Origin of the sequence: Paraburkholderia heleia NBRC 101817, from assembly GCF_000739775.1 — a bacterium.
Taxonomy (GTDB): Bacteria; Pseudomonadota; Gammaproteobacteria; order Burkholderiales; family Burkholderiaceae; genus Paraburkholderia; species Paraburkholderia heleia.
The window spans coordinates 17748-42281 of record NZ_BBJH01000048.1 but is presented as its reverse complement, the minus strand read 5'-3'; the positions used below and the strand labels follow the sequence as shown (position 1 = coordinate 42281).

Sequence of the window (24534 nt, the reverse complement as noted above, 5' to 3'; positions counted from 1 at the left end):
TCTCCGTCGCGTTCAGGCCGCCACGCCCGGCTCGAGGCCCATCGCCCACGCATGCACGCCTGCAACCGGCGCCGCGGCCTGCACAACCGGCGAGGCAGATGCGAAAGCTCCGGGCGTCTGCCCGTCTTCACCCCACGGTGCCGGAATGCGCACCTGCTGCCACACCGGGTTGTAGATCGCGCGATCGATTTCACGCACCAGTTCGACAATGCCCTCGTAGCCGCCGTAGGGATGATGGCGCTCCTGGTTGATGTCGAGCCACGGCATGCGCGCCTTCAGTGCAACGAACTGTGAGCGACCGCCAGAGAGCATGATGTCCGCCTTCGCGTCGCGAAGCATGCTGTACATCTCACGCGGCGTCATGTCGTCGATCATGTGCGCGTCGTCGCCCATGATCTCCTTGATCTTCTCCTTGTCTTCCTTCGTGCTCTTCTTGACGCTCGTGCCGACGATCTCGAGACCGGCCTCCTGAAGCGCGGCGACCACCGACCATGACTTCACGCCACCGGTGATCAGCAGCACGCGCTTGCCTTCGAGCCGATCGCGAAAGCGGGCAATCCGCGCCCAGGCCCGTGCTTCCTCGGCTTGTATCAGGCACTCGGTACGCCCGATCAGGTCCTTGGGCGCACCCTGCTGCACCAGCAGCTTCGCGATCTGGCGCAGCGTGTCGCTCATGTCGCCAATTCCGTAAAACGAACCTTCGAAGTACGGAATGCCGTAGCGCTGCTGCATTTTCGTCGCGATGTTGATCATCGACTTCGAGCACACCATCATGTTGACTTTCGCGCGATGCGAGCTCGCGATCTCGTTGTAGCGTCCGTCGCCGGAAATGCACGAAAGGACGCGGATACCGAGCGCGTCGAGCAGCGGCTTCGTCTGCCACAGCTCGCCCGACAGGTTGTACTCGCCAATGATGTTGATGTCGTACGGCGTCGTATATTCCGGCTCGCGCGTGCCGATCACGTAATCGAGAATCGCCTCGCCGCCGAGCTTGTTGCCGAGGTTCTTCGGCCCCGCGAAGCCAGGTGAGTTCACCGGAATCACCGGTTTGCCGAACTTCTCTGACGCGCGCTTGCAGACTGCCTCGATGTCGTCGCCGATCAGCGCGGTCACGCAGGTCTGGTAGACAAATACGGCGGGTGGGTCGTACTTCTCAATGATCTCCCGCACGCTCCGGAACAGCCGCTTCTCGCCGCCGTAGACCACGTCGAGCTCGTTGATGTCGGTAGTGAAGCCGGTACGGTAAAGCGTCGAGCCCGACGACGCGGCGTGACGGTTGTCCCATGAGTTTCCCTCGCACGCGATCGGCCCATGCACGAGATGCGCGGCGTCGACGATCGGCTGCAATGCGATCTTCGCGCCATCGAACGCACAGCCGCCCGCCGCCGCGCCGGGCGACAACTGCTTGGTGCAACCCTTTTTGCGCTCCTTCTCGTTTTTTCCCTGGTTCTTGTCGCAACCGGGTTCATCAAACACTTCGGCAATCTTGGCCTTGAGCGAGGCGGACATGGCAGGCTCCTGACGATACGGGTTTCATCACGACTGGCAAGTTCTGTACCACGGCTGTGCTGCACGCCAGGCGGCGTCCTCGCGGATCGACCCGTCGCCGAACGTCGACATCGGAACGCCGTTTGGAGGATTTGAACGGATTGCGACACGGCTGGACGAAGCAAACGCGACAGCGGCTGACGGCCGCCGTCGTCATCCTGCGCCGCGCTCGCGCGGTCGGGACACCGGCCGGGTAACGGCGCACACCCCGTTCTCCCCGCCACGCATCAGTTGTCATCCGCGAGAACTTCAAGCGCCACCAGTTGCTCGTACAGCGCACGCCGCGCAGACCAGTGCGACTTGCCCGCAAGACGTGCATCTGCCCCCTCGAATGCACTGATGGCTGCTCGATCGTTCAAGTAGACAAGACAGTGTCCGCGCGCATTGAGCGCCGCCAACGACGCGTCGAGCAGCGTCACTGGCTCATGCTGGCAAACGCCACGGCCGAGCAGATAGTCCGCGCGGTAGAGCGGCGTGTCCCAGCCATGCGCATCTCCGATTGCGCAAATCGACGGGTATTGCGTCCGCGCGCCGACATCCGGCGCTTGTCCGCTGAATTCGAGGAGTTCACGGGGTGTCACCGAATCGTATATTTCCTCCGGCCGGAGCGGGTCCGAAGCTGCGACCTTGCGCGCGAAGTCCGCCTCATCGTACGCAAACCAGGCTTTGGGCTTGCCACCCACAGGTAGTTCCACCACGTAGATCACGAGTCGCCCCCAGTCCGCCGATGCATTAAAGTGCCAGTGGATCCCGCATCAGCGTCCGCCGGCAACCCGCCGCGAAGCGCGCTCCCGGACATCAGCTGTCGCGTCGCGACGCTACCCCACTGCCCGCTCCAGCACGAGCCACGCATGCTATTCGACGCCCTCGGCAGCGACCTTCGCCCAGACAGCCTTTCGAATACGCTGGGCTATGCCGGCCGGACTTGCGTCGAACTGGCGCTGCGCGGCGCAGAGCGCTCCCAATGCGATTGCCGCCTCTGCGTGCGTGAGTGGCAAGCGCCCCGCCACGTGCGTCGCTCCCGGCACCTGGCGCGCGATCGCCTGCCGGTTCGGGTGTTCGGGCAGCGGCACCAGTTGGTCCGCCTCGCGTACGCCGGCCAGGCAGACCCAGCCGTCGATCACGTCGACCCTGCGGCCGTCCTGCGTGAACCTGATCAGTACCGGATCTGCCATGACCGCGCTCCAATCAACGGATGATGTCGTAGCTGTAGTCCGTCTTCGCGGCTACGATCGTGTTCGCGTCGAGGGTCTCGAAGAACTCGTCGAGCAGCATCACGAGCGTGCGCAGCGCGCCGTCGTAGCCCCACGTCGGATAGCGGTGATAGTGGTGACGGTCGAAGATCGGGAACACCATTCGGATCAGCGGTGTTTTCGTGTCCCGTTCCAGGTACTTGCCGTACGTATTGCCGATCAGGAAATCCACCGGTTCCGTGAAGAGCAATGAACGCATGTGCCACAGGTCTCGCTTCGGATAGACCTTGCAGCCCGCACCGTAAGGTGACGCATCGAAGAGCGCCTGAACCTTCGCCGCCCAGGCGTCGTTGCCATTGGTCGCGAGCACATGCGCCGGTTCTGTGCCAAGCTCAAGCAGGAACTGCGTGTAGCCGAGCATCTGGTCCGGATCGCCGTACAGGGCGAAGCGCTTGCCATGCAGGTGCGCCTGGCTGTCCGCCATCGCGTCGACGAGCTGGCCACGCTCCTTTTCGAGCGCAGCGGGAATCGGCTTGCCAGTCACGCGCGAGATTTCCATCAGGAAGCGATCGGTTCCCGCGACGCCGACCGGCGCGTTCAGCACTACGACCTCCTGCCCGTGCTCCGCGATGAACTTGCTGGTCTTCTCGCAGCAGTATTCCTGAAACACGAACGTCGCCTTCGCGTGCAACGCCTGCTCGACCTCCTCCTTCGTCGTGCCGCCTTCATACATGCGAAATTCACCGTCGGTCGGCGTGTTCCACGTCTCGGACGGATCGCAGATCACATTGACCTTCACTCCGAACAGTTCAAAGATCCGCCGGATTTCCTTCATGTTGCCGACCACGAAGCCGTCGAAGCCGCCAATGAAGTTCACGCTGTCGTCCGGCACGCGCACCAACGGCTGCGTCGTGCCTGCCTTGCCGTCCCAGAAATGCTTGAGAATCCCGAGCAGTGCGTTGTCGTAACCGGTCACGTGACTGCCGACGAACGCTGGCGTGTGCGCGAACGGAACGTCGTATTCTTCCGGCACACTGCCCTTCTGCTTGCTGTTCTTGATGAACGCATCGAGATCGTCCCCGATCACCTCCGCCATGCAGGTGGTCGACACCGCGATCATCTCCGGCTTGTACAGGTTGTATGCGTTCGCGAGCCCGTCAATCATGTTATTCAGCCCTCCGAACACTGCGGCATCCTCGGTCATCGACGAACTGACACACGAGGTGGGCTCCTTGAAGTGCCGCGAGAAATGCGAACGGTAGTACGCGACACAGCCCTGCGAACCGTGCACGAAACTGAGCGTCTTGTGAAAGCCGTTCGCCACGTATACCGCACCCAGTGGCTGGCATGCTTTAGCCGGATTGACCGTCAGCGCATCGCGGGCAAAATTCTTCTGCCTGTAATCTTCGGTCTTCGTCCATTCAACCACCTGTTTGACGGTTTCGTCCGGATGGTTGAATTCGAAGTGCTCTTTTTTCGTGCGAAAGATTTCCTGGTATTCCGGCTCGCGGAACAGCAGTTCGTGATCGAGAATCTTGTCGGCAGATTGTGGCATGGCGAAACTCCTGAATCGATATCGATGGGGTCGGCGACCGAAGCGGCAGCCTCGCAGGCCGCCGACCGCTTGCGCCTGGAAAAGGGGGTTTTTATGCGGCGTTTTTCCACGGCGCCTTCGCGAGACTCCATACTGGGCTCGAGATCGCCATGTCCATGTCGCGCGCGAAGATCGCAAAACCGTCGTAGCCGTGATAAGGGCCGGAATAGTCCCAGCTGTGCATCTGGCGGAACGGCACGCCCATCTTCTGGAATACGTATTTCTCCTTGATGCCCGAGCCGACAAGGTCCGGCTGAACCTGCTCGACAAACTTCTCGAATTCGTAGCCGGTCACGTCGTCGTAGATCAACGTGCCATTCTTCACGTAGTGCGTCGTGCGCTGATAGTCGTCGTTGTGGCCGAATTCGTAGCCAGTGCCGACGACGTCCATGCCGAGATCCTCGTAGGCGCCGATCACGTGGCGCGGGCGTAGCCCACCCACAAACAGCATGACCTTCTTGCCCTCCAGGCGCGGCTTGAACTTCGCGATCACTGCGTCTACCAGCGGACGGTACTTCTGAATAACCTTCTCGGCATTCGCCTTGATCGTATCGTCGAAGTGGCTCGCGATCTCCCGCAGGCTCTTCTCGATCATTGTCGGGCCAAAGAAGTTGTATTCGACCCACGGAATGCCATACTTCTCTTCCATGTGCCGGCTGATATAGTTCATCGAGCGGTAGCAATGCAGCACGTTCAGCTTCGCCTTCGGCGTGTTCTCCAGCTCGGCGATCGAGCCGTCGCCCGACCACTGCGCGATCACGCGCAGGCCGATCTCCTCGAGCAGGATGCGACTTGACCACGCATCACCACCGATGTTGTAGTCGCCGATGATCGCAACGTCGTACGGTGTCGACTCGAATTCGGGGCGCTTTTCCGGATCCGCCTTGTCGAACACCCAGTCGCGGATCGCGTCGTTCGCGAGGTGGTGCCCCAGCGACTGGCTCACGCCGCGAAAGCCTTCGCAGCGCACCGGCACGATCGTATGGCCGTTGTACTGCGTGCTCTTCTTCTTCGACACGGCCTCGATGTCGTCGCCAATCAGGCCGATCGGACACTCGCTCTGGATCGAGATGCCCTTGTTCAGCGGGAACAGTTCCTGAATCTCGTCGATGATCCTGTCGAGTTTCTTGTCGCCGCCGAACACAATGTCCTTTTCCTGGAAATCCGACGTAAACTGCATCGTGACGAACGTGTCGATGCCGGTCGTGCCGATGTAGTAGTTCCGGCGCGCCGCCCACGAGTACTGGCCGCAGCCGACCGGACCGTGGCTGATGTGGATCATGTCCTTGATTGGGCCCCAGACGACTCCCTTCGAGCCGGCATACGCACAGCCACGAATCGTCATCACTCCGGGCAGCGACTTGATATTGGATTTCACGCCACAGTCGGGCTTGCCTTCCTCGAAGGTGCCCAAATGCTTGGCGCGCCGCTTGGCCATTTTTTCGGGATAGGCCTTCAGCACTTCGTCGATCAGGGCCTTGTTCGCGGCCTTGCGCTCTTCAACCGTGGCGGTCATGGATTGCTCCGTATGTGAGGAATGGGCTTCGCCGAAGGCCGGCCCGGTGCGCCATCTGTGCACCGGACCGACGTCTCGGCATTGGTTCAGGCGGTCAGTTCAGCCGCACTCTTGCCGACCTGCGATTCGTCGATGGCCTTCATGATGCCGTGCTCCATCAGCAGGTCTTCGAGCTGGTCCATCGTGATAGGCGTCGGAATCGTGCCGTTGCCCGCGTTGTTGTGGATCTTGCTCGCAAGCTGGCGATACTCGTTCGCCTGGTTCGAATCCGGCGCGAACTCGATCACCGTCATGCGACGCAGCTCCGCGTGCTGCACGATGTTGTCGCGCGGCACGAAATGGATCAGCTTCGAGCCGAGCATGCCCGCGAGCGCCTCCGCGAGTTCGAGCTCCTTGTCGGTCTGGCGCTCGTTGCACACGAGACCGCCAAGACGCACGCCGCCGCTGTTCGCATACTTCAGAATGCCTTTCGAGATGTTGTTCGCCGCGTACATCGCCATCATCTCGCCGGACATCACGATGTAGATTTCCTGCGCCTTGTTCTCGCGGATCGGCATGGCGAAACCGCCGCACACCACGTCGCCGAGCACGTCGTAAGAGACGTAGTCGACGCCGTCGTAGGCGCCGTTCTCCTCGAGGAAGTTGATCGACGTGATGACACCACGGCCCGCGCAGCCGACGCCCGGTTCCGGACCACCCGACTCGACGCAACGGATGTCCTTGTAGCCGATCTTCATCACGTCCTCGAGTTCGAGGTCTTCTACCGAGCCGGCTTCTGCGGCAAGCGAGAGAATGGTGTCCTGCGCCTTCGCGTGCAGGATCAAGCGGGTCGAGTCGGCCTTCGGGTCACAGCCGACGATCAGGATCTTCTGCCCGAGGTCGGTGAGCGCCGCGAGCGTGTTCTGCGACGTGGTGGACTTGCCGATCCCGCCTTTGCCGTAAAAGGCGATCTGACGAAGTTGAGACATTGACGTTCTCCAGTTCTGGAAAGGTTGAAAGCTGGGTTAAAAATCAGGGTTGAGCTTCAGGGCTGCCAAGCCGCGACCATGTCCTCAGCCTGCGGTGTCCGTATGGTCTTCTTCTGTCGAGTCACGCATCGGCCGGAGTGTGTCCGCGCGGACTGCTCCAGTGCAGCTTTCATGCCAATTCGCAGCGAATCTTCGGAATCCCCGATAAACCGGACCTGTCACGCGTTTGCAGCGCCCCCTGCGCTCATACCGGGTGGGAACCGCGGTTGTCGTCTTCCCGACAAACCGTGCGCGTTTCGTCGCAAACAACACCGCCGCCGCGCGGCCTGACCCACGCATACAGGTCGGATCCGGCTATTTTGTAGTTGGTACGTTTGTTGCACTGAACGACGCCATGAACCCGCTCACGACTCCTGCCGTCGACGTGCGACGCACCTCGACCCATTTCGATGCCATTGGCGGAGAGCCGGCGGTGACGCGCATCGTCGACGCGTTCTACCGGCATATGGACACACGGTCCGACGCACGCGGCATTCGCGCGATGCACGCCCCTGACCTCGCGCCGGTAAAGACGGTGCTGGTCCGCTACCTGTGCGAATGGCTCGGCGGCCCAAAGCGCTATTCGGACGAGCGCGGACATCCGCGACTGCGCATGCGCCACGCGGCATTCCCGATCGGAGCGGCCGAGCGTGATGCGTGGCTCTCCTGCATGCGTGCGGCGCTCGACGAAACCGGCACCGCCCCAGCGCTACGCGACGAACTGATGCGCGCATTCTTCAGGATTGCAGACTGGATGCGAAACACCGGAACCTGACTCGCGATTCGCGCCTTTTTACCCAACGACTCTGGATATTTTCCGCCCGCCCCAACTTTTAAGATGCAAAGGACTCCGTCATGACCGCTACGCTTGCCCGCAAGGAACTCGACGACACCGCATTCGCCCGCCTCGAACATGAAGGCCGGCTGCTCAATCCGGTTCTCAAGGGACTCACGAACCAGTTCGGCCGGGTCGGATTCCGCGGCGAACTGGCGTTGCGCTTCGCACCAAAGCTCGCCGACGAGGCGCGCCCACCCGAACTGACGTGTGATCAGGTCATGGCCGTTGCCTCGATCGGCGAGAAACATCTGCCGTTTTTCGCCGGCTGGCTGCTGAGTTTCGAATATCTGAAGGATGTTGCCGACGTGCTAGGCGACACGCTAAGCGCCGGCGGAAAATACTTTCTGTTCTGCGACAACATCGACCTGAGCAAACGCTACCAGGTACCGTACAGGGGCGCGATGTTCTACGTGCTGCCGATTCTCGAATCGACGGTCTATAACGAAATGCTCGAACTGCTCTACCTCGAGAAGAACGATCTGAAGAAGAAGGACACGGCCGGCAAGCTCGACGCGGTCGCCGATGCAGCAATCCGGTTCGATGTGACGTTCGACACGATCACCTACAGCGAAGGCCTCGAACTGATGGGACCGGTGCGCAACCCCAACGAAAACCGTCCCGTTTGACAATTTTCCGTGCCCACGCCGGGGATCGCGTCGTTGCCGCTCCCCCGCGCCCCCACAATGCCCATTTTCGGAGCCGCAGCGTGATCATGACACTGCACACCGATACCGTCCCCGGCGTGTGCGAAAGCCGGGACCTCCGCAGCACGCCTTCCTCCGACGCGAAACCGCGGGGCAGCGTATCTGCGGCGCTCGCGACATGGCTCTCGAACCACGATTTCCCCAACGCCCATTCGCGCGGCATCGAAGGTAGGACGCCGCTGATGCTGGCGGCGCTGCACGGCGATGACGGTCTGGTAGAGGCGCTGATCGCCCACGGCGTGCGCATCGACGCGCTCGACGACAGCGGCAATCACGCGCTCTGGTATGCGTGTCTTGGCGGAGCACCCGCGCCGATCCTGCGACTGATCAACGAAGGCGCCGAGATCGACCACGCGAACGACGACGACATTACCTGCCTGATGCAGGCCGCGGCCAGCGGCCGCGTCGAACTTATGCAACTCCTGCTCGCTCATGGCGCAAGCGAGGGTCTCTATGCGCCTGACGGACGAAACGCACTCGACATGGCGGCGGAACGCGGTTTTGAACTACTCCGCGTATCCCGCCGGCTAGGTGTCGAGACGAAAGCGTCTCCTGGCGCGCCTCGGCGGCAACACGCCGATCCACTACGTGGAGAAATCGAGGCCCATATTGCAAGAGAGAAAGCTGCATGACAACCACTGGCAGATGCGTCCTCGGCGCCGATCCGCTCATCCGCACCGAGGACGATTTCACAGCACTCGACATGGCAGCCACGTTCGAGTGCCTGGAACTGCTGCGCCCACGCTAAAGGCCCTTTCATGGCTCACATTACGTTCTACGAAAAACCCGGTTGCGCTGGCAACGCGAAACAGAAAGCGCTGCTCGTCGCTGCGGGCCACACGCTGGAGGCTCGCAATCTGCTGCGCTGGCCCTGGACACCCAAAACGCTGTTTGCTTTTCTCGAACCGCTTCCCGTTCGTGAATGGTTCAACCGTGCCGCGCCGGACGTCAAATCTGGGCGGCTCGTGCCCGAATCGTTCGATGCCGCCGATGCGCTCGCACGACTGCTCGCCGACCCGCTGCTGATCCGCAGACCGCTGATGGAATTCGCCAATACGCGCATGGTGGGCTTCGACGCCGCGCGCGTGCATGCATGGGTCGGGCTCGGCGCACATGCGCCAGCCAGCAATGCTGCACGACCGCTCGAAGGCTGCGCGGCGGCGGCGGCGGCAGAAGACTGCGCGGCATCCTCCACCTGATCTGGGAGAGATTCTCACTATGCCTTTATACGACTACCGATGCCGGGCCTGCGGACAGCAATTCGAAACGCTGGTGCGCGGCGGTGCGGCCCCCGTGTGCCCGCATTGCGGCAGCACTGCCCTCGACAAGCAGGTCAGCGCACCGGTTCCGCCCGGACGCAGCAAGTCCATCATCGCTTCCGCTCGCCGTCAGGCCGCACGTGAAGGACATTTGAGCAACTATTCGGCGGCCGAACGCAGCAAACTGCTGCGGTAAGTTTGCGCAACCACCTTCGGGAATGAAACTGGAGCAAGGCGCTCAATCGCCCACTGCGGTCAACAGGAGAAGCGACATGGATCTCGTCTACAAAACCACCATGCTGACCCAGGGCGGACGGGCCGGTCAGGTGCAGAGCGACGACGGTGGCCTCAAGCTCAAACTCGCCCTGCCACGGGAAATGGGGGGCAAGGAAGGTGGCATCAATCCCGAGCAGCTCTTTGCCGCTGCGTTCTCCGCATGCTTCGAACATTCGCTACGGCATATCGCGAGGCAGGACAGGCTGCCGCTGCGCGGCTGCTACATGGAGTCGACGCTGTCGATGTACGTGAACTTCGAAGGGGCGTACCGGATGGCACTCAGCCTGACGGCGTTCATGGCCGGCACCCTCGATCAGCCCACCGCTGACAGCCTGATGGAGCGCGCGAAAGGCATCTGTCCATATGCCGACGCGACAAGAGGCAACATGACGCTTAACCTGAAGGCGGTGCTCGACACACGAGTAGCGGCATGAGCCACGCCGACGAAAGGGCAACGGGATATTTCATCGACTGGGACGGCAATGTCCGTCGCACCGATGACCCCGGTGGCGATTACCGGTGCGAGATAGACAGGGCCGCGCGCTATGTCGGCGTCACGATGAAATCCGGAACGCTGGTACATGAGGCAACGCTCTACCGCGATCTGGATGCACTTGCACGCGCCGGCATCAAGGCCTGCGTCGTCGCCGGCAGTCACCCATGGGGCAAGTGCAACGACTTCTGAATCGCACGCGAACACAGCCAGACAGTTCCCCGGCCAGCTCGCCACTGCGCCGTATGATTTCGGTGCCAACCGCTCTCCACATCACTGCAACTGCCAGCGCCGCCGCGCCTGCGACGGCGTCTACGCCGCCTTTTGTATCAGGGCGCCCGTAACTGCCGTCTTCGCAACCAGCTGCCACAGGCGCCCGGTCGCAAACGCGACCGCCTGAAGCGGGGCACATGCAAGCTGCTGATCGTGCACCGTTAGCAATTGCGCCACGCGTACATGGTCATCGTCGTCCGTGATGTGCCAGTCCCCCGTCGTGTTGCCGCGTTGACTGCACCTTGCCAGTGCCGCTTCGATCTGCTCGAATCGTTCTGGATCCCCGTCTCCGTATCCCGCTTCGTGGAGAAACTCGGCAAGAAACAGGATCTCGACCAGCCTCGATGCCATGCGGCCATCACCGTGACCGGTGCGCAACGCTTCCAGCATCAGGTGATACTCGAGCGACATACGATCGAGTCTGGCTCGGGGCATGGGCAACAGCAAAGCCTTACAGCGGGGGGAAGCGAACGGGCGTTGGGTCATGTCTGCAAGGCGCGATAGCGGTGAACCGGGTTGCAAGTCGGGGCATGACGGCATTGCCATATCCAGACTCAGGGGCCGAAGCCACGTCATCAACCGGGCAACAAGGACTGGAGCGTTGCCCCCGTAGCGATGAAGCGACACAAGATCCGGTGAAGAGAAATACGCATCATTCTTTCAGGCTGGACAGCCGGACTCCGGTGCTTGCCTGGTGCCTGCCTTTCCGGCACCGGCATCGTGAATCGGACGGCGAGCGTTACAGTGCGGGATCAGCCGGTCGTTCATGGCGCCATCTGAAACAGCGCGCCCTGACTCTGCCGATGCACACGCAACCACAGCAGCGGCGCTGGCACGAGCGACTCGCAGGCAAACCAAAGCGCGTCGTCCATTGCTGTGCCAGCCTGCGATTTCAGTTGCGCACGCATCCATCTCCAGCCGTCCCAGTCAATTTCTGGCATCGCGGCGCGAATCCGGAAACTCAACCCATCAGCCCCGTCGGCCAGCCGCGTCAGTTGCCGATGCACCTCCTGGCGTGTAAGCCGCGAACGCAGCAGCTCGGCGCGTGCCAGTCCTTCGATCAGCGTGACCACTACAATCCCCGACTGCTCGACGATCGCAAGGCGCGCGCTGTCTTCAATCGCACTGACACCGCTCATGCCGACTCCTGCATGAAACCCGTGTGTGTCGCTGCATCGACAAGACGCTCGTTCAACGTCAGTGCGAACTCGCGCCAGGCGGCCGCCAGATCCAGTGCGATCACGCGCCGCAGTTCGGCGTCGGGCTGATGCTCTTCCGGGAAATTCGACAATGCGCACGACGCTGCGTTGAATTCCAGCGCCCGGTCCAGCAGTTCGCGGTTCCAGCCCTGAAACGCAGCGAGCAGCTTCGGCGTCAATCCATGCTGACCGAGATGCACCGGTCCGGCATCGCCCGAGTTGAGCACCGGCATCAAAGCGTCGATCGCTGCCAGCGCTTCGCTGTAGACCTGCTCGACCGTAGCCAGAAGGGCATGCTGGGTCAGTTGCCCGGTAGACTGGCTCGACATCAGGCGCGTGACGTGCTGCCGGTAATGCGCCGGTGCCGATTTGCGGCAACCGGACACCGTGACGAGGAAACTTGCCACGGCTTCTTGCATCGTGACCGGCATGCCTGCCGTCGCGCGCTGACCGCCAGGCGGAACCAGCGCCCGCGCGATGCGCGCCGCAGCGTCCAGCGCGCCCTCCATGTGGCCCGCTCCGTGGCCCGCCGTCTCGCTGCCCCCAAGGTACAACCGGCCGCCCAGCCAGCCGCCACGCAGCGCCGGGTCGGCCTGCGGCCACGCAGGCAGGCTTTCCCGATCCGCATCGCTGCAGGTCCAGGCTTCGCCGGCCCAGTCGAATCGATACGCCTGACCGCCCTGCGCCTCTACCCCGTACAATTGGGCCAGCTGGCTTTCGATCAGCAGCGGCAGGCCGCGCTCGAAATTCCTGCGCTGCGATGCGTTGAGCGCAAGAAAGCCGCCTAGCGCACCCGCATCGGTGGCTCCATCGCTCGCATCAAACACCTCGCCCAGCGTCGCCTGAAGATGCCGCACGAACGCGCTGCCCGAGTGGCCTGCGCTCCGCCAGAACGGCCGGTCATACGTCGTCAGCGACTTCGCGGCCGCCGCCATCCAGGTGGGCGTCGCCGCGAGCAGATCGGCCAACGGCGTCGGCAATGGTGGATCGAACGCGACACGCTCGTGAACGAGGCGCGGCGGCAGCGCGAGCACGACCCGCCGGGCACGCAACGTGGAAACGCGTTCGCCGTGCACCACCTGCAATTCGAACCACGCGCCACAATCGCGGACCATGCGAAGCGCGTGGCCAGTCAGGATGTGCTCCCGCGGCACCGCAGCCGCCAACGCCTCTACCAGACGCCCAGCGCCGCCCACGATGCGGCGGGCGCCGGCATGGATACCGCCAGGCTCGTCACGCCGCTCAGGCTCGCGGTTCGGGTCCGTCAGCCAGAGCGCATCTCCAGGGTCGTATTGCGGCACGCTCTCCAGCCCGAGCTCCGCAAGTAAAGCCGCAATTCGCGGCTCCATGTCGGGCCAGAACCATGTCGGGCCGAGATCCAGCGCCTGGCCCGTTACCTCGCAACGCCGCGTCAAAACCCGGCCGCCCATGCGCTCGCGCGCCTCGACGAGCACGAACGGCAAGCCCTCGCCATGCAGCGTGCGCGCCAGCGCGAGGCCGCACAGCCCTGCGCCGACGATAACGACCTCGAGCGCCGGGACTTCGTTGGCGGCCATGATGCCTCCGTGTCAGACGAAACCGAGCAGCTCGACGGTAACGGGCTCCTCGCCGAGGACTGCCTGGCAAGCCAGGCGCGACTTCGAGCCCACCCCGACGATGGTGTCGAGCTTCTCGTTTTCCACGCGCTGAATCTTCGAAAGGGTCTTGCGCCCTTCCTGGACGAACAGATGGCACGAGCCGCAGTCGGCCTTGCCGTCGCATTTGTGGGCGATGGCCTCTCCTGCTTCGAGCAGAGCTTTCAGCAGGCTGGTGCCTGTCGCTACGTCATAGGTTTTGCCCGAGGGCAGTACGGTGAGTGTCGTCATGATGGTTCTTGCGCAGTGTCGTAGTGGGTCAAATCGGGAACTGGCTCAGGCGGCCAAGGCGGGTTGCAGCGCGCTCACGAGTTCGTCGGCGAATGCCGCAAGCGGCATGGCAATGCGGGTGATCCGCTGTTCGTCCAGAAAACGCGCCTCCATGCGGGTGGGCTCGTCGGGCAGCACTGCCCAGTGGGTGTCAGAGGAGCGTTTCATGATCTGGCGCGCGAAGCTGCGCGCGAGCTGGTCATCGAAGCGGCAGCCGAGAAAAAGGAAGCTGCGTCCCGTTCGCCACGCCTGCACGGCAGCCGGAATCGGCGTCTGGATATCAATTTCGGTCAGCACTTCTACATAATCGCTGTCCGACACAAGATAGTTGGCGGCAGGGGCGCGGGCGCCAATCGGCCTGTAGAGCAGCGCGCCTGCCGCAGGTACATCGGCAAGTGGCGCGCCGCTCGCGTCGTAAGCGCCGAACCATTGACCGAAGTGCTCGGATTGCGACAGCCCCTGTACCTGCACCCAGCAGCCGGGCGGACGCGCGTTAGCCAGCGCAGTCGCGAACGTGTCGTCGTACCAGCAGTCGACGTACAGTCCCGCGCCACTCGCGGCCAGGGCCCGGTGCAGTGCAGACGGTGTGGGTGCCGACGCGAACGCCTCGTTCATGATGCTCACCACCGACTTGCGGTGCTTGAAGTTCTCGATAAACTGCGCGGCCTGCGTGAGCCGGTTGCGGATCTTGTGCGGCACGGAAACCCGAGCCGTCATGATCTGCGCAAGCGCATCCGGTGTCTCCGGCACACGTGCATCCGGACAAAGCGCGAGCATACCCGGGCCGAGGTACGGGATCACGTTGCCTGCCCCGATCTGGCTGGCGATGGTGTCGACGGAAACAGGACAAAGGCTCATGGGTCGTATACCTCAGAGATAGATGGCGGCGCCCGCACCGACATTCGTCGCCGTGTCTTTCAACGTCTTGACGATGTATTTCACCTGGTCGGCATCGAGCTGGCTGTGCAGCGGCAGCGCGAGTGCGCGGTCGCCAATGCGCTCGGTGTCGGGCAGCAGACCGCGCTTGCGTCCGATCGCGTCGCCTGCGCTCATGTAATGGAACTGTTCGTGCAGCGGTTGGCTGTAAGCTGCCGTCTCGATACCGCACGACTTCATATCGTCGATCATCTGCGCACGAGCGCTCTGCGTGAAACGCTTGCCAAGATGCACGACGTAGAGCATCCAGTGCACTTCCTCGACGTCTTCAGCCAGATACGGCGGCTTGATGCCCTCGAAGCTCTGCATCTGCTCGTGATACCAGGCCTCCACCTGCTTGCGCCGAGCAAGACGTTCGTCGAGCCCCGCCAGTTGCGCGAGCCCGAGCGCCGCGGTCAGCTCGCTCATGCCCGCCTGCAACGGCACCCGGGATCCGACCGAAACCGATTCGCGGTCCGCAACCCGCCGTTGACGCAGGTAGCGCAACTCGTGCGCGAGGCCTTCGTCATCCGTGACAAGCATCCCACCTTCGCCAGCACATAAAGCCGAAGGCGTCGAGAAGTCGAATAGCGACACATCGCCGAACGTGCCGACGCTACGCCCCCTGTAGCGCGAACCGAGCGCCTCGGTGCTGTCCTCGATCAGCCGCAGGCCGTGTTCCGCGGCAAGCTCGCGCAGCGGCCCCCAGGCGGCCGGATGCCCGTTAGTGTTGCCAGCGAGGATCGCGCGCGTGCGCGCACTGATCTTCTGACGGACCTTCTCGACGTTCAGGCACCCGCTCCAGTAGTCGATGTCGGCGAATACCGGCGTGGCGCCCGCCAGCGTGATCGCCTGTGCGACCTGATGCCATGTATGCGATGCGCAGATCACCTCGTCGGTCTCACCGATACCCAGCGCGCGCAGCGCGATCCACGCCCCGAGGGTGCCGCTCGCGACCGCGATCGCGTGCGCCCGCCCGCTCCAGCCGGCGAACGCGGTCTCGAACGATTCGAGCATCGGCCCGCTGCTCCAGCGCGACGATTGCAGCACGGCATTCACGAGTTCGATCTCGCGCGCCCCACACTCTGGCTCGCTCAACGCAATTTCATCGGTCTCCATCATTGGCCCCGCCTTCCGTGAAGATCAGCATTTCAGCCTCATCCGCCTGCCCCGTGACTGACACGCACATCCCGTCCAGCCTCGCGTAATAGACACGGCGCTCGCCAAACTGCAATGCGGGCGTTTCGTCATGCATCTCGGATGCACTGATGCGCATGGTCCGCACGCCGGGAAAACGCTCCCGCCAACGTGCCGCCGCGTCCAGCAGTGTGGGAGCCGTGCGAATCGCGTCGGCGATGGCTCGTACCTGTTCCTCGCTCAGACTCATGTCACTCCTCCGCAGCGGCAATCCGCCGCGCCTCCACGGTGATGGGCAGCGCGGTGTCGTCCGCCATCTCGGGCAATTCAAGCTGCCAGCCATTTCCAAGGGTCACGAGACCGCCCCACATACGGGGCGACGCCATCGCAACGATAGGTTCCTCCAGGTCCTTCTTCGGTACATAAGCGCTCAGCACGCCCTTGCTATCCTTGCGGATCATGACTTTCACGACGGACACTCCAGGGTTCGTGGGGGGTTATGCTGCGTGAGCGGCGCAAGTTCCGAGCAGCGGCGCAAGCAACGGCGGCAGTGCGGCCATCAGGTAGTCGATGTCACGCGCTGTGGTGGTTTCGCCGAGCGACAGCCGCACGGCTGCCAGCGCCTCGTCGCGCGGCACGCCCATCGCGGCGAGCACGTGCGAAGGCTCGCTGCCGCCCGAAGAGCAAGCCGCGCCGGACGACGCCGACACGCCCAGTTGTTCCATGCGCTGCAAGACCACGTCCGCAGGCAAAAGGCCAAATCTCAGATAGCTGGTGCCCGCGACACGCGGCGCGCATGCGGAGAACACATGCATGTCCGGCAACGCGCGTTGCAGTTCGCGTTCGAGCGTGTCGCGCAACTGTGCAACCCGGCTAGCCTCAGTTTCGATTTCGCCAAGCCGGTCAAGCGCTGCCGCAAACCCCACAATCGCAGGCAGGTTTTCCGTGCCGCCGCGCCGTCGCCGCTCCTGGCTGCCCTGCATTTGCGGCACCAGCGTGCTCCCCTGGCGCAGCAACAACGCGCCGATGCCCTTGGGCCCTCGCAGCTTGTGGGCGGAGAGCGAAACTGCGTCGGCACCGAACCGTGCGAAATCGAACGGCACCTTGCCGATGAACTGGGTCGCATCGACATGCAACCGGGCGCCGGCAGCATGCGCGAGTGCACGCACTTCGTCGACCGGCATGCGCACGCCCGTCTCGTTGTTCACTGCCATCAGCGACACGAGTGCGACGTCCGTGCCGATCAGCCGGGCCGCACTGTCCAGATCGAGTGTGCCGTCCGGGTTCACGCCGATGAAGTCCACTGGAACGCCTTGCGTCTCAAGCGCCCTTGCGAGTGCGAGATGGCCCGCATGCTCGATCGCGCTGAACACAATCCGCCTGCGTTCGCAGCCGGCGGCCGCATGCAGGCCGAGCACGGCTAGATGATTCGCTTCGGTCGCGCCGCTCGTGAAAATCACCTCGGCGGGCTTGCAGCCCAGTCGGCGAGACACCGTTGCGCGAGCGGCCGCGAGCGCCCGCTTCGCCTGCTGTCCACGCGGATGCTGCGAGGAAGCATTGCCCCAGACATCGGTCAGCACCGACAGCATGGCCTGCACAACACCCGGTGCGGGCGGCGTCGTTGCGTTGTGGTCGAGATAGATCATTACAGGCTCCAGGATTCGCCCTTCAAGGCCAGAACACGCGCGCGGCATCCACGCACAGGAGATCCAGCAGCATCGGCAGGTCCAGACTCGCGCACTGCTCTACCCAGCGACCCGCCACATGGTCGCGTGCATGCAGACGCCACATGTCATTCATGTCCCGCGCGAGCCACGCGATATCGATGACCCCACCGTGCGGCTCGACGTTGCGCGAGCAACACGGGCTCTCGACGCGATAACCATCCGGCTCGCGCACCACACGCGGCTGCACATAGCGATAGCGCAGCCGGCTGCGCAGCGCGCGCTCGATCTGGTGCAGCATGAAATCGGCTACCGGTGTCCCTGTGGCGCATCCTCCACCCGGCCCGGACGCCTCTTTCCGGTTGCCCGGTTCACCGATGCTCACGGTCCGGTCCGGCCACATCGTCACGCGCCCACCCCGTCTTCCGGCAGCAGACCGGCCGGCGCTGGCGCGATCTCGTCCTCGGTGCAACCGACTACCTGCCGGCCGAATTCCACCAGGTACACAGGCTCGCCGGTCTCCACCACCTGTCCCACATTGACAATTTCACCCAACGCGCCTGCCGTCACGAGGCACTCGCCATCCTTGCGGCCGGGATAGCTGCCGTCGTTGGACAGATCGTCCAGCGCAACGACGCGCAACCCCCACGAATAAGCTGGCTGGAGCGGCCCGATGTTCATTGCGCACGACGCTCCGTTTCTTTGCCTGCCGGTGTGCTGCAGGCGGCATCGCCTTCGTTCGCGGCTTCACTGGTGCCGATCGCACGCAGCCTGACGGCACGCTCGCCAAGCCGCGCCAGCACGTCGTCGGGCAGGTTGTCGAGCGTGCACAGTTCCTTCGCCCGCATGCCGACCCGGTGACCGGTCACGACGAAATCAACCGCATAGATATAGAACTGCTGAAGGAAGGTGTTGATACTGGTTACGTAACCGATATCGCCCTTGTTCACCAGCACCTCGCCGATATCCTTGCCGTTATACGTGCCGTCGTTGCGGATCACCGAGCGCGCGATCACCCGCTCGCCGAAGCTGAAGCGAGGGGGAAACGCAATCTCGATCGCGTCGTCATCGCGGTTGATGTCACCCATGTCCGGCTCCTTCGAACGGTCGGGCCGTATCGTCCGGCGACGATACGGGTCTGGACGGCCACAGCCGCTCGCGCGCCATCGCACGAACTTCCGCGTCGGCATCGTCGAGCAAAGGTCTCAACACCCGCGGATCCGCTCGGCATGCCACCTCCCACCGCACGCGCCAGTCCGGGTCGTCGATCAACTGCACCAGCAACGACGCCGGCAGGCGCTGTGCAGCGACCCGGCGCACCTCGGCTTCCCCGTCGCCCGCAAAGCGCAACAACGCGGGCATGTCGATGCGCTCGGCCACGCGGACTCTCACCACCCAGTCCGGATCACTCGCCATCAGCGGCAGCAGCGCAACCGGCAAACGCCGGGCAACCCACTCGCGCACGCCGTAGTCCGGGTCCGTACGCAGGGTCGCGAGCGTGGCCGGGGCGAGCCGTTGCGCAACGCGAATCCGCACTTCGCGGTGCGGGTCATCCGCGAGTCTCACGAGGTGCGCTTGTGGTAACCGCAGCGCCAATTGCAGGCGCACGGTCTCGTCCGGATCGTCAATCATCGCGGGAAGCCTGAATACGTCCGCATGGCGCGCCGCGATCGCCCGCACTTCGAAGTACGGATGTTCAAGATGTGCATTGCCCAACTCCGGATGCCAGCGGAAGAAGCGGTCGATGCGGCGCGCGTACGCGTCCTGCACGCACGCATGGCCTGGCTCGCACCCGGCGGCGCCCGGCAGCGCGCGTAGCGCCGCATGCGCACACACGCAGCAGTCGACCTGACCACCCTGCCAGTGGAGAGAAGGAATGTCGCCCGCGGGCGCGCGAACGTGGTTCAGGGTGCTCATAACGGTAACCCCGCCCAGCCGCGCGCAGGATGCGCAGACGAGGTGAACGGGTCGTCCGCCTCGTCGTCGCCCTCGTGTCGGGCCAGCACGTGAGCGAGCAACGCGCCGCCCAGCACGTCGTCGGGATCGAGCCAGCGCAGTTCGGCCAGGCGGGCGCGGGCCGCCTGTCGCTCGCCGAGTCGCAGTTGCAGGTAGGCGAGCCCCTTGAGCGTGAAGAGATAAAAGCGCACGGCCGCGTCGTAACGTACGGCGTCCCCTGTCGGCGGGATGGCGCCGAAACCTGCCCCGAGCGCGCGACGCGCAACCGCCAGTGCTTCCTCTCCCGCACTGCACGCCTGCGCGAGCCGATGTCCGTAAAAATGAAAACGGTACAGCGCGATCAGCGGCGCCGGGTGCCCAGGCGCGTCAGCACGCGCACGCTCAAGCAGCGCCACCGCCTCATCAGGGCGATCACGCAACTGGCCCGCGGCGTCGATCAGCGCGGCAGCCTGGGCTGGCAGACCACCGCCCAGGGTGCACCGGGCAAACGTCGCCAACGCGTCCGCAATATCGCCGGCACCATCATCGGGCGTCACACCCTGCTCGCGAACATCCATGCTGTCGCTCCGGCTTCAGGAAACGAGCGGCCGTCCGCCGCGACCTATCGCGCCGACGTCGATGCGTGCCACACCCGGCTCACTCGCCCCCGCACTGCTGCACGCGCACGGTGCCTGGTTCGGATTCGCAAACGTCAGCCCCGATTGTGTCGGCGTGTCGACGAAGTCGATCGTGATGCCCTCGAGCAACAGGCGGCTCTCGGCCGGCAGGAACAGGCGCAGACCGTTGACCTCCACCGCCTGCTCGCCTGGCTGCGGCTGCGCCTGTGCACTGAACTCGGCGTTGTAGCCCGAACAGCCGCCCGGGCTCACGAGGAGGCGGACGCCGGCGCCAGCCGGCAACCCCGAAAACCGTACGATACGGCGCATGAACTTCTCGGCTGCGGGAGTAAGAATGAGATTGGGCAGCATGATGCGGTTTTTCTCCAGTTGGGTGAACGCGCCTTCCTGCGCTGCGTGGTATGCGCGGCGAGGCCCGCTCAGGCCTGGACGATGCAGCCGTCCACCGGGCACACGGCCACGCATTGCGGCGCGTCGAAGTGTCCTTCGCATTCCGTACATTTTTTTGGATCGATCACGAAGATGCCACCCTTCTCGCTGATGGCAACGTTCGGACACTCCGGCTCGCACGCCGAGCAGCCGGTACAGGTCGAGGCAATGATTTTCAGGGCCATGGGGACACTCCTTGTAATGATGATCTTGTGACTCGCGCCGGGCGCGACGCCCGGACTACCGCTCAGGCAGCCGCCCCCGCGGCAGTGCCCGTGAACGCGCCCTGCCGGATCGCTGCGTCACCGCGGTCCTCGTGCACGATCGAGCCACTCGCAATGCGGCCGCGATAGTCGTTGAACCACGCGAGTGCCGCCTTCTCGATGAACTCGCCGACGTATTGATCCACCGGCTCAATGCCGGCCTGCGAAAGCTCATCGCGCGGACACGCGCCGATCTTCGCAACGAGCACCGCGTGACAGTCGTTGATCGCGCGCACAACCGACGGCAACTGCTCGTCGTCGCCGTAGCCGCCCTGGCAGTACAGATCCACGCGGCGATGACCGACAAAAAGCGCCTGCACCGCACTCACCTCGAAAATCTGGAACTCGGTGACATGGCCGAAGTGCTCGTTGACACGCCCGCCGCCCTTCGTTGCGACCGCCACCAGTACCTTCAGGTCGTCGGTCATGTCGATCGCCCGGGCAGCGGCGAGCGCTTCCTGTTTCGCCGCATGCTGCGCTTCGCGTTCCGCCTCCACGCGGTCCTGATATTCGCGGCGCCGGTCGAGGTCGTAGACCACTTCCATCTGCTCGATCCTGTCGAGCGTGAACTCTTCGCTGCGATCCTCACCGAGCAGGCCGACCGCGTCGGCGCGACACTGGCGACAGTGACGCATCAGGTTTGCGCCGCCCATGCAGGCGTCCTGCACGGCCTTGAGTTCCTGCGCGCTCGGGCCACGCTGGCCGTTTAGCCCGAAGTACGTTCCGTGCTCTGCCTCGGAAATGAGCGGCATGATGTTGTGCAGGAATGCCCCGCGCTTCTTTACTTCGCGATTGACCTCGATCAGATGTTCGTCGTTGATACCAGGAATCAGCACGGAATTGATCTTGGTGAGCACGCCTCGGGCAGTGAGCATCTCGAGTCCCTTCATCTGCTGCTCGTGCAGGATTCGGGCCGCTTCGTAGCCGGTCACGCGCTTGTGTTCCCAAAAGATCCACGGGTAGATCTTCTCGCCGACCGCAGGATCGACCATGTTGATCGTGATCGTCACGTGGTCGATGTTGTATTTGCAGATCTCGTCGACCAGATCGGGCAACGCAAGCCCATTGGTCGACAGACATAGCTTGATGTCGGGCGCCTGCTCCTGGAGCATGCGGAACGTGTCGAAAGTTTTTTTCGGGTTCGCCAGTGAGTCGCCCGGACCCGCAACGCCCAGAACGGTCATTTGCGGGATCTCGCTTGCCACAGCGACTACCTTTTTCACGGCCTGCTCAGGGGTAAGCTTCTGTGAAACCACACCCGGACGCGACTCGTTCGAGCAGTCGTACTTACGATTGCAGTAGTTGCACTGAATATTGCAGGCGGGCGCGACGGCCACATGCATACGCGCGTAGTGGTGATGCGCCTCTTCCGAATAGCACGGGTGGTTCTTGACCTTTTCCCACACGTCAGCCGGCATGTCGTCGGGACCACCGGACGAGCCACAGCTCGCCTTGCCGTCGCCGCCGTGAGTACCGCAGCCGCCGCCGGCTGAGGGTCCTTCGATCGTCGCGCCAAGGGGCTTGATCTGCCCGATGCCGACATAGGCGGCAGCGGGCAGCAGGCTTGCGTTCGCGCTATCTTGCATGGAACTCTCCTCGCAACCGACAGTGGCCACGTGCAAGGCTTAAAGCCAGATCCATGCCAAACGGAAAGAGTCCGCTTCAACAGCGGTTTGACGGCCTTCCTGTATATTTTGTCGGCGATGCACAGGGTTCAAATCCAACAAGAACCGCTTCGTCTGTCGCTGTTCCGACAAAGCTCACATCGAGCATCGCTGCGGTGGTCAGCGAGCCGTCGCCAGCAAGCTTCGCAGGTTGCGACAACTCGCGCACGCTGCGCGGAACCTGTCGTCGAAAAGGAATCGGCGCACCGGGTGACGCACGTCAGATCACCGGTGCCTTCGATCTCATCGCGCAAGAGCGCCCGGCATCCATGCCTCGGGCGGTAAGCCGGCTAGAAGCGGCGAACCTCGATGCCGTACTTGTGTAGTGCGTAGCCGATCTGCCGAGGCGTGATCCGCAGCAGCCGCGCCGCCTTCGCCTGGACCCAGCCGCAGCGCTCCATCGCCCAGATGAGCCGCTCGCGCTCGCCTTCCGGCTTGTGCTCCCCGTCGTCGGCCAGCGGATTGCCGTCTGAGGCGCCATCCGAAAGTTCGTCATCGACCGGTTCGCCGGGCATCGAGAACGGCGTGACACTTTCATCGGAAGCCGGGTGGTTGTGCCCGCCATGCGACGCAGGAATCTCGCGGATCGGAATGTCGGAAAGACGCAAGGGATGAACCGCATCCTCACGTTCGAGGTGATGCAGCACGCGAGTCAGACACCGGTCCTCCTGGCACAGAAAGGCAAGACGGTCGATGATCTCGTGATGTGTCATCGTCGCGGTACGCTCAACGCAGTTTTCCAGTTCCCGAACGTTGCCGGGCCAGTAACAACCGGTCAGCACGCGCATCGCATCGGGACTGAAGCGCAGCGCGCGGCCATTGTCGCGATTGAACCGATCCAGGAAATACTGCGCCATTGCCGGAATGTCCTCGCGCCGCTCACGCAAGGGCGGCAACTGGATGCTGACCACGTTGATCCGGTAATACAGGTCGGCCCGGAACTCCCCCTCCTTCACCATCCGCTCGAGGTTTCGATTGGTCGCGAGAATCAGTCGTACGTCGACCTTCACGGGCGTTGCGCCGCCCACCCGCTCGAATTCCCGCTCCTGCAACACGCGCAGCAGCTTCGCCTGAAACGACGGCGAAATGTCCCCGATCTCGTCAAGGAACAGCGTGCCGCCGTGCGCCAGTTCGAACCGGCCTTTGCGCTGCCCCTGGGCGCCTGTGAAGGCCCCCTTTTCATGTCCGAAGAGTTCGCTCTCGAGCAGCGATTCTGTTAGCGCCGCGCAATTCACCGAGACGAACGCGTGCTCGCTGCGCGGCGAGTGCCGATGAATCGATCGGGCAATCACTTCCTTGCCTGTGCCGCTTTCGCCTCGCAGCAGCACCGTGGTTCGCGCCGGGGCCACCTGGTGAACCTGGGCGAAGATCTCCTGCATGGGCTCGGACACCCCCACTACCTGATCAAGCGCCTGAAATGGCTTGATCGTCTTCTGCATGCGACGCGCCTCTTCCTGCATCCGGTCGTGCGCGGCGCTCACGCTGCGATGAAGCTGCAGCGCCTGGCCCATCAACGTCGACACGATCTTCATCAGGTGCAGGTCGCCAGCAAACCTGCGCATGCCGCCCGGATTGTCGCAAAACACGGCAAGAACCCCGAGCGTGTTCCGTTCCTGCCGGATTGGCGTTGCGAGCAGCGCGACGTGAGCGTTGGCGTCGCCCCCGGCGCTGCCGGTCCGGTCGAGAAATGCGGGTTCGTCGCGCACATCCGGCACGATCACGGGCATGCCGCTCCTGTAGACGCGCCCGACGATCCCCTCTCCCGGCAGAAACTGGACCCGCCGATGCTCGTCGCCCGACAGGCCGGCGCTGCAAAGTCCATGCAGTTGCCCGTCGGACTGCGCCAGTACGACAAACGCACGCGTCCAGTCGAGAGCGTGCAACAGATATTGCAACGACATCCGGAACGTCTGTGCGACATCCAGCGACGAAACGAGTGTCTTGCTGACTTCGTAGACCGCGTCGAGCTCACGACGGGCCTCGCTCGCACCTGACTTCTGCATGAATCCCTCCGCTCGTGCGATGGCCCGATCGCGGCACCACTGCGCAACAACAGCATGAAAGACAATAAAGCAAGAATCAGCC

Annotated in this window: 31 protein-coding genes; 7 read left to right on the top strand and 24 right to left on the bottom strand. The window is 63.5% G+C overall.

Annotated features, from left to right (window positions below; translation table 11 throughout):
- Positions 1 to 12 precede the first annotated feature (12 nt).
- The 6 genes from nifE to nifH form a co-directional block, all read right to left on the bottom strand.
- Complete coding sequence (nifE, locus tag BHE01S_RS30840) at positions 13 to 1509, bottom strand: nitrogenase iron-molybdenum cofactor biosynthesis protein NifE (RefSeq protein ID WP_042270756.1); 1497 nt, start codon at positions 1507 to 1509, stop codon at positions 13 to 15.
- A 266-nt stretch (positions 1510 to 1775) separates the two neighbouring features.
- Positions 1776 to 2255, bottom strand: coding sequence for a hypothetical protein (locus BHE01S_RS30835; RefSeq protein ID WP_042270753.1), 480 nt, complete (start codon positions 2253 to 2255; stop codon positions 1776 to 1778).
- Between the two features lie 147 nt (positions 2256 to 2402).
- Positions 2403 to 2723, bottom strand: a complete 321-nt coding sequence (locus tag BHE01S_RS30830) for a hypothetical protein (protein ID WP_042270751.1) — start codon at positions 2721 to 2723, stop codon at positions 2403 to 2405.
- A 13-nt stretch (positions 2724 to 2736) separates the two neighbouring features.
- Positions 2737 to 4296, bottom strand: a complete 1560-nt coding sequence (nifK, locus tag BHE01S_RS30825; protein ID WP_042270749.1) for a nitrogenase molybdenum-iron protein subunit beta — start codon at positions 4294 to 4296, stop codon at positions 2737 to 2739.
- A gap of 91 nt (positions 4297 to 4387) precedes the next feature.
- Positions 4388 to 5851, bottom strand: a complete 1464-nt coding sequence (nifD, locus tag BHE01S_RS30820) for a nitrogenase molybdenum-iron protein alpha chain (protein ID WP_042270748.1) — start codon at positions 5849 to 5851, stop codon at positions 4388 to 4390.
- Between the two features lie 86 nt (positions 5852 to 5937).
- Positions 5938 to 6819, bottom strand: coding sequence for a nitrogenase iron protein (nifH, locus tag BHE01S_RS30815; RefSeq protein WP_042270746.1), 882 nt, complete (start codon positions 6817 to 6819; stop codon positions 5938 to 5940).
- Between the two features lie 226 nt (positions 6820 to 7045).
- On the opposite strand from nifH, the gene BHE01S_RS30810 reads away from it, so the two are divergent.
- The 7 genes from BHE01S_RS30810 to BHE01S_RS30785 all read left to right on the top strand — a co-directional run bounded on the left by BHE01S_RS30810 (position 7046) and on the right by BHE01S_RS30785 (position 10620).
- Positions 7046 to 7633 carry a group II truncated hemoglobin gene (locus BHE01S_RS30810; RefSeq protein ID WP_407669573.1) on the top strand — a complete coding sequence of 196 codons (588 nt, stop codon included), beginning with the start codon at positions 7046 to 7048 and terminating at the stop codon, positions 7631 to 7633.
- A gap of 80 nt (positions 7634 to 7713) precedes the next feature.
- Positions 7714 to 8322, top strand: coding sequence for a hypothetical protein (locus tag BHE01S_RS30805; protein ID WP_042270742.1), 609 nt, complete (start codon positions 7714 to 7716; stop codon positions 8320 to 8322).
- 86 nt (positions 8323 to 8408) lie between these two features.
- The gene (locus BHE01S_RS30800; RefSeq protein WP_084069403.1) at positions 8409 to 9032 is read left to right on the top strand and encodes an ankyrin repeat domain-containing protein; all 624 of its coding nucleotides are present in this window, start codon (positions 8409 to 8411) and stop codon (positions 9030 to 9032) included.
- 126 nt (positions 9033 to 9158) lie between these two features.
- Positions 9159 to 9599: a thioredoxin domain-containing protein gene (locus BHE01S_RS30795; protein ID WP_042270740.1), complete on the top strand. Its 441-nt coding sequence runs from the start codon at positions 9159 to 9161 to the stop codon at positions 9597 to 9599.
- A gap of 19 nt (positions 9600 to 9618) precedes the next feature.
- Entirely contained in the window at positions 9619 to 9855 is a 237-nt protein-coding gene (locus BHE01S_RS37315) for an FmdB family zinc ribbon protein (RefSeq protein WP_084069401.1), read from the top strand.
- A gap of 76 nt (positions 9856 to 9931) precedes the next feature.
- Positions 9932 to 10369: an Ohr family peroxiredoxin gene (locus BHE01S_RS30790; RefSeq protein WP_042270738.1), complete on the top strand. Its 438-nt coding sequence runs from the start codon at positions 9932 to 9934 to the stop codon at positions 10367 to 10369.
- Positions 10366 to 10620: a hypothetical protein gene (locus BHE01S_RS30785; RefSeq protein WP_042270736.1), complete on the top strand. Its 255-nt coding sequence runs from the start codon at positions 10366 to 10368 to the stop codon at positions 10618 to 10620. Before BHE01S_RS30790 ends, BHE01S_RS30785 begins: the two co-directional genes overlap by 4 nt.
- A gap of 120 nt (positions 10621 to 10740) precedes the next feature.
- Here the strand turns inward: BHE01S_RS30785 and BHE01S_RS30780 are convergent, their stop codons facing one another.
- From BHE01S_RS30780 to nifA, 18 genes are all read right to left on the bottom strand, one after another.
- Positions 10741 to 11112 carry a Fis family transcriptional regulator gene (locus tag BHE01S_RS30780; protein ID WP_245639908.1) on the bottom strand — a complete coding sequence of 124 codons (372 nt, stop codon included), beginning with the start codon at positions 11110 to 11112 and terminating at the stop codon, positions 10741 to 10743.
- 353 nt (positions 11113 to 11465) lie between these two features.
- Positions 11466 to 11840, bottom strand: a complete 375-nt coding sequence (locus BHE01S_RS30775) for a hypothetical protein (RefSeq protein ID WP_042270732.1) — start codon at positions 11838 to 11840, stop codon at positions 11466 to 11468.
- Complete coding sequence (locus BHE01S_RS30770) at positions 11837 to 13456, bottom strand: flavin monoamine oxidase family protein (protein ID WP_042270730.1); 1620 nt, start codon at positions 13454 to 13456, stop codon at positions 11837 to 11839. The genes BHE01S_RS30775 and BHE01S_RS30770 overlap by 4 nt, the downstream gene beginning before the upstream one ends.
- Positions 13457 to 13468: 12 nt before the next feature.
- The gene (locus BHE01S_RS30765; RefSeq protein ID WP_042270729.1) at positions 13469 to 13765 is read right to left on the bottom strand and encodes a 2Fe-2S iron-sulfur cluster-binding protein; all 297 of its coding nucleotides are present in this window, start codon (positions 13763 to 13765) and stop codon (positions 13469 to 13471) included.
- Between the two features lie 45 nt (positions 13766 to 13810).
- A complete protein-coding gene (locus tag BHE01S_RS30760; RefSeq protein ID WP_042270727.1) occupies positions 13811 to 14662 on the bottom strand; it encodes an SIR2 family NAD-dependent protein deacylase in 852 nt (283 codons plus the stop codon).
- Between the two features lie 12 nt (positions 14663 to 14674).
- The gene (locus BHE01S_RS30755) at positions 14675 to 15838 is read right to left on the bottom strand and encodes a DegT/DnrJ/EryC1/StrS family aminotransferase (protein WP_042270724.1); all 1164 of its coding nucleotides are present in this window, start codon (positions 15836 to 15838) and stop codon (positions 14675 to 14677) included.
- Positions 15825 to 16106, bottom strand: coding sequence for a hypothetical protein (locus BHE01S_RS30750; protein ID WP_042270722.1), 282 nt, complete (start codon positions 16104 to 16106; stop codon positions 15825 to 15827). Before BHE01S_RS30750 ends, BHE01S_RS30755 begins: the two co-directional genes overlap by 14 nt.
- 1 nt (position 16107) lies before the next feature.
- Positions 16108 to 16326: a putative nitrogen fixation protein NifT gene (gene nifT / locus BHE01S_RS30745; RefSeq protein ID WP_042270809.1), complete on the bottom strand. Its 219-nt coding sequence runs from the start codon at positions 16324 to 16326 to the stop codon at positions 16108 to 16110.
- Between the two features lie 27 nt (positions 16327 to 16353).
- Complete coding sequence (locus tag BHE01S_RS30740) at positions 16354 to 17502, bottom strand: cysteine desulfurase family protein (RefSeq protein ID WP_042270720.1); 1149 nt, start codon at positions 17500 to 17502, stop codon at positions 16354 to 16356.
- Between the two features lie 22 nt (positions 17503 to 17524).
- Positions 17525 to 17905 carry a DUF3024 domain-containing protein gene (locus tag BHE01S_RS30735; protein WP_407669572.1) on the bottom strand — a complete coding sequence of 127 codons (381 nt, stop codon included), beginning with the start codon at positions 17903 to 17905 and terminating at the stop codon, positions 17525 to 17527.
- Between the two features lie 20 nt (positions 17906 to 17925).
- The gene (locus BHE01S_RS30730; RefSeq protein WP_042270716.1) at positions 17926 to 18201 is read right to left on the bottom strand and encodes a nitrogen fixation protein NifZ; all 276 of its coding nucleotides are present in this window, start codon (positions 18199 to 18201) and stop codon (positions 17926 to 17928) included.
- Positions 18198 to 18608, bottom strand: a complete 411-nt coding sequence (locus BHE01S_RS30725) for a nitrogen fixation protein NifZ (protein WP_042270714.1) — start codon at positions 18606 to 18608, stop codon at positions 18198 to 18200. The genes BHE01S_RS30730 and BHE01S_RS30725 overlap by 4 nt, the downstream gene beginning before the upstream one ends.
- On the bottom strand, positions 18601 to 19437 hold the full coding sequence (locus BHE01S_RS30720; RefSeq protein ID WP_042270712.1) for a 4Fe4S-binding leucine-rich repeat protein: 837 nt from the start codon (positions 19435 to 19437) through the stop codon (positions 18601 to 18603). Before BHE01S_RS30720 ends, BHE01S_RS30725 begins: the two co-directional genes overlap by 8 nt.
- Entirely contained in the window at positions 19434 to 20033 is a 600-nt protein-coding gene (locus BHE01S_RS30715; protein WP_042270710.1) for a hypothetical protein, read from the bottom strand. Before BHE01S_RS30715 ends, BHE01S_RS30720 begins: the two co-directional genes overlap by 4 nt.
- A gap of 15 nt (positions 20034 to 20048) precedes the next feature.
- Positions 20049 to 20444 (bottom strand): HesB/IscA family protein, encoded by a 396-nt coding sequence (locus BHE01S_RS30710; protein WP_042270807.1) that lies wholly within the window; start codon positions 20442 to 20444, stop codon positions 20049 to 20051.
- Positions 20445 to 20512: 68 nt separating this feature from the next.
- Positions 20513 to 20707 carry a 4Fe-4S binding protein gene (locus BHE01S_RS37310; protein WP_084069398.1) on the bottom strand — a complete coding sequence of 65 codons (195 nt, stop codon included), beginning with the start codon at positions 20705 to 20707 and terminating at the stop codon, positions 20513 to 20515.
- A gap of 62 nt (positions 20708 to 20769) precedes the next feature.
- Positions 20770 to 22371, bottom strand: a complete 1602-nt coding sequence (gene nifB / locus BHE01S_RS30705) for a nitrogenase cofactor biosynthesis protein NifB (RefSeq protein WP_042270708.1) — start codon at positions 22369 to 22371, stop codon at positions 20770 to 20772.
- A gap of 368 nt (positions 22372 to 22739) precedes the next feature.
- Positions 22740 to 24452 carry a nif-specific transcriptional activator NifA gene (gene nifA, locus BHE01S_RS30700; RefSeq protein WP_042270706.1) on the bottom strand — a complete coding sequence of 571 codons (1713 nt, stop codon included), beginning with the start codon at positions 24450 to 24452 and terminating at the stop codon, positions 22740 to 22742.
- Positions 24453 to 24534: the final 82 nt, after the last annotated feature.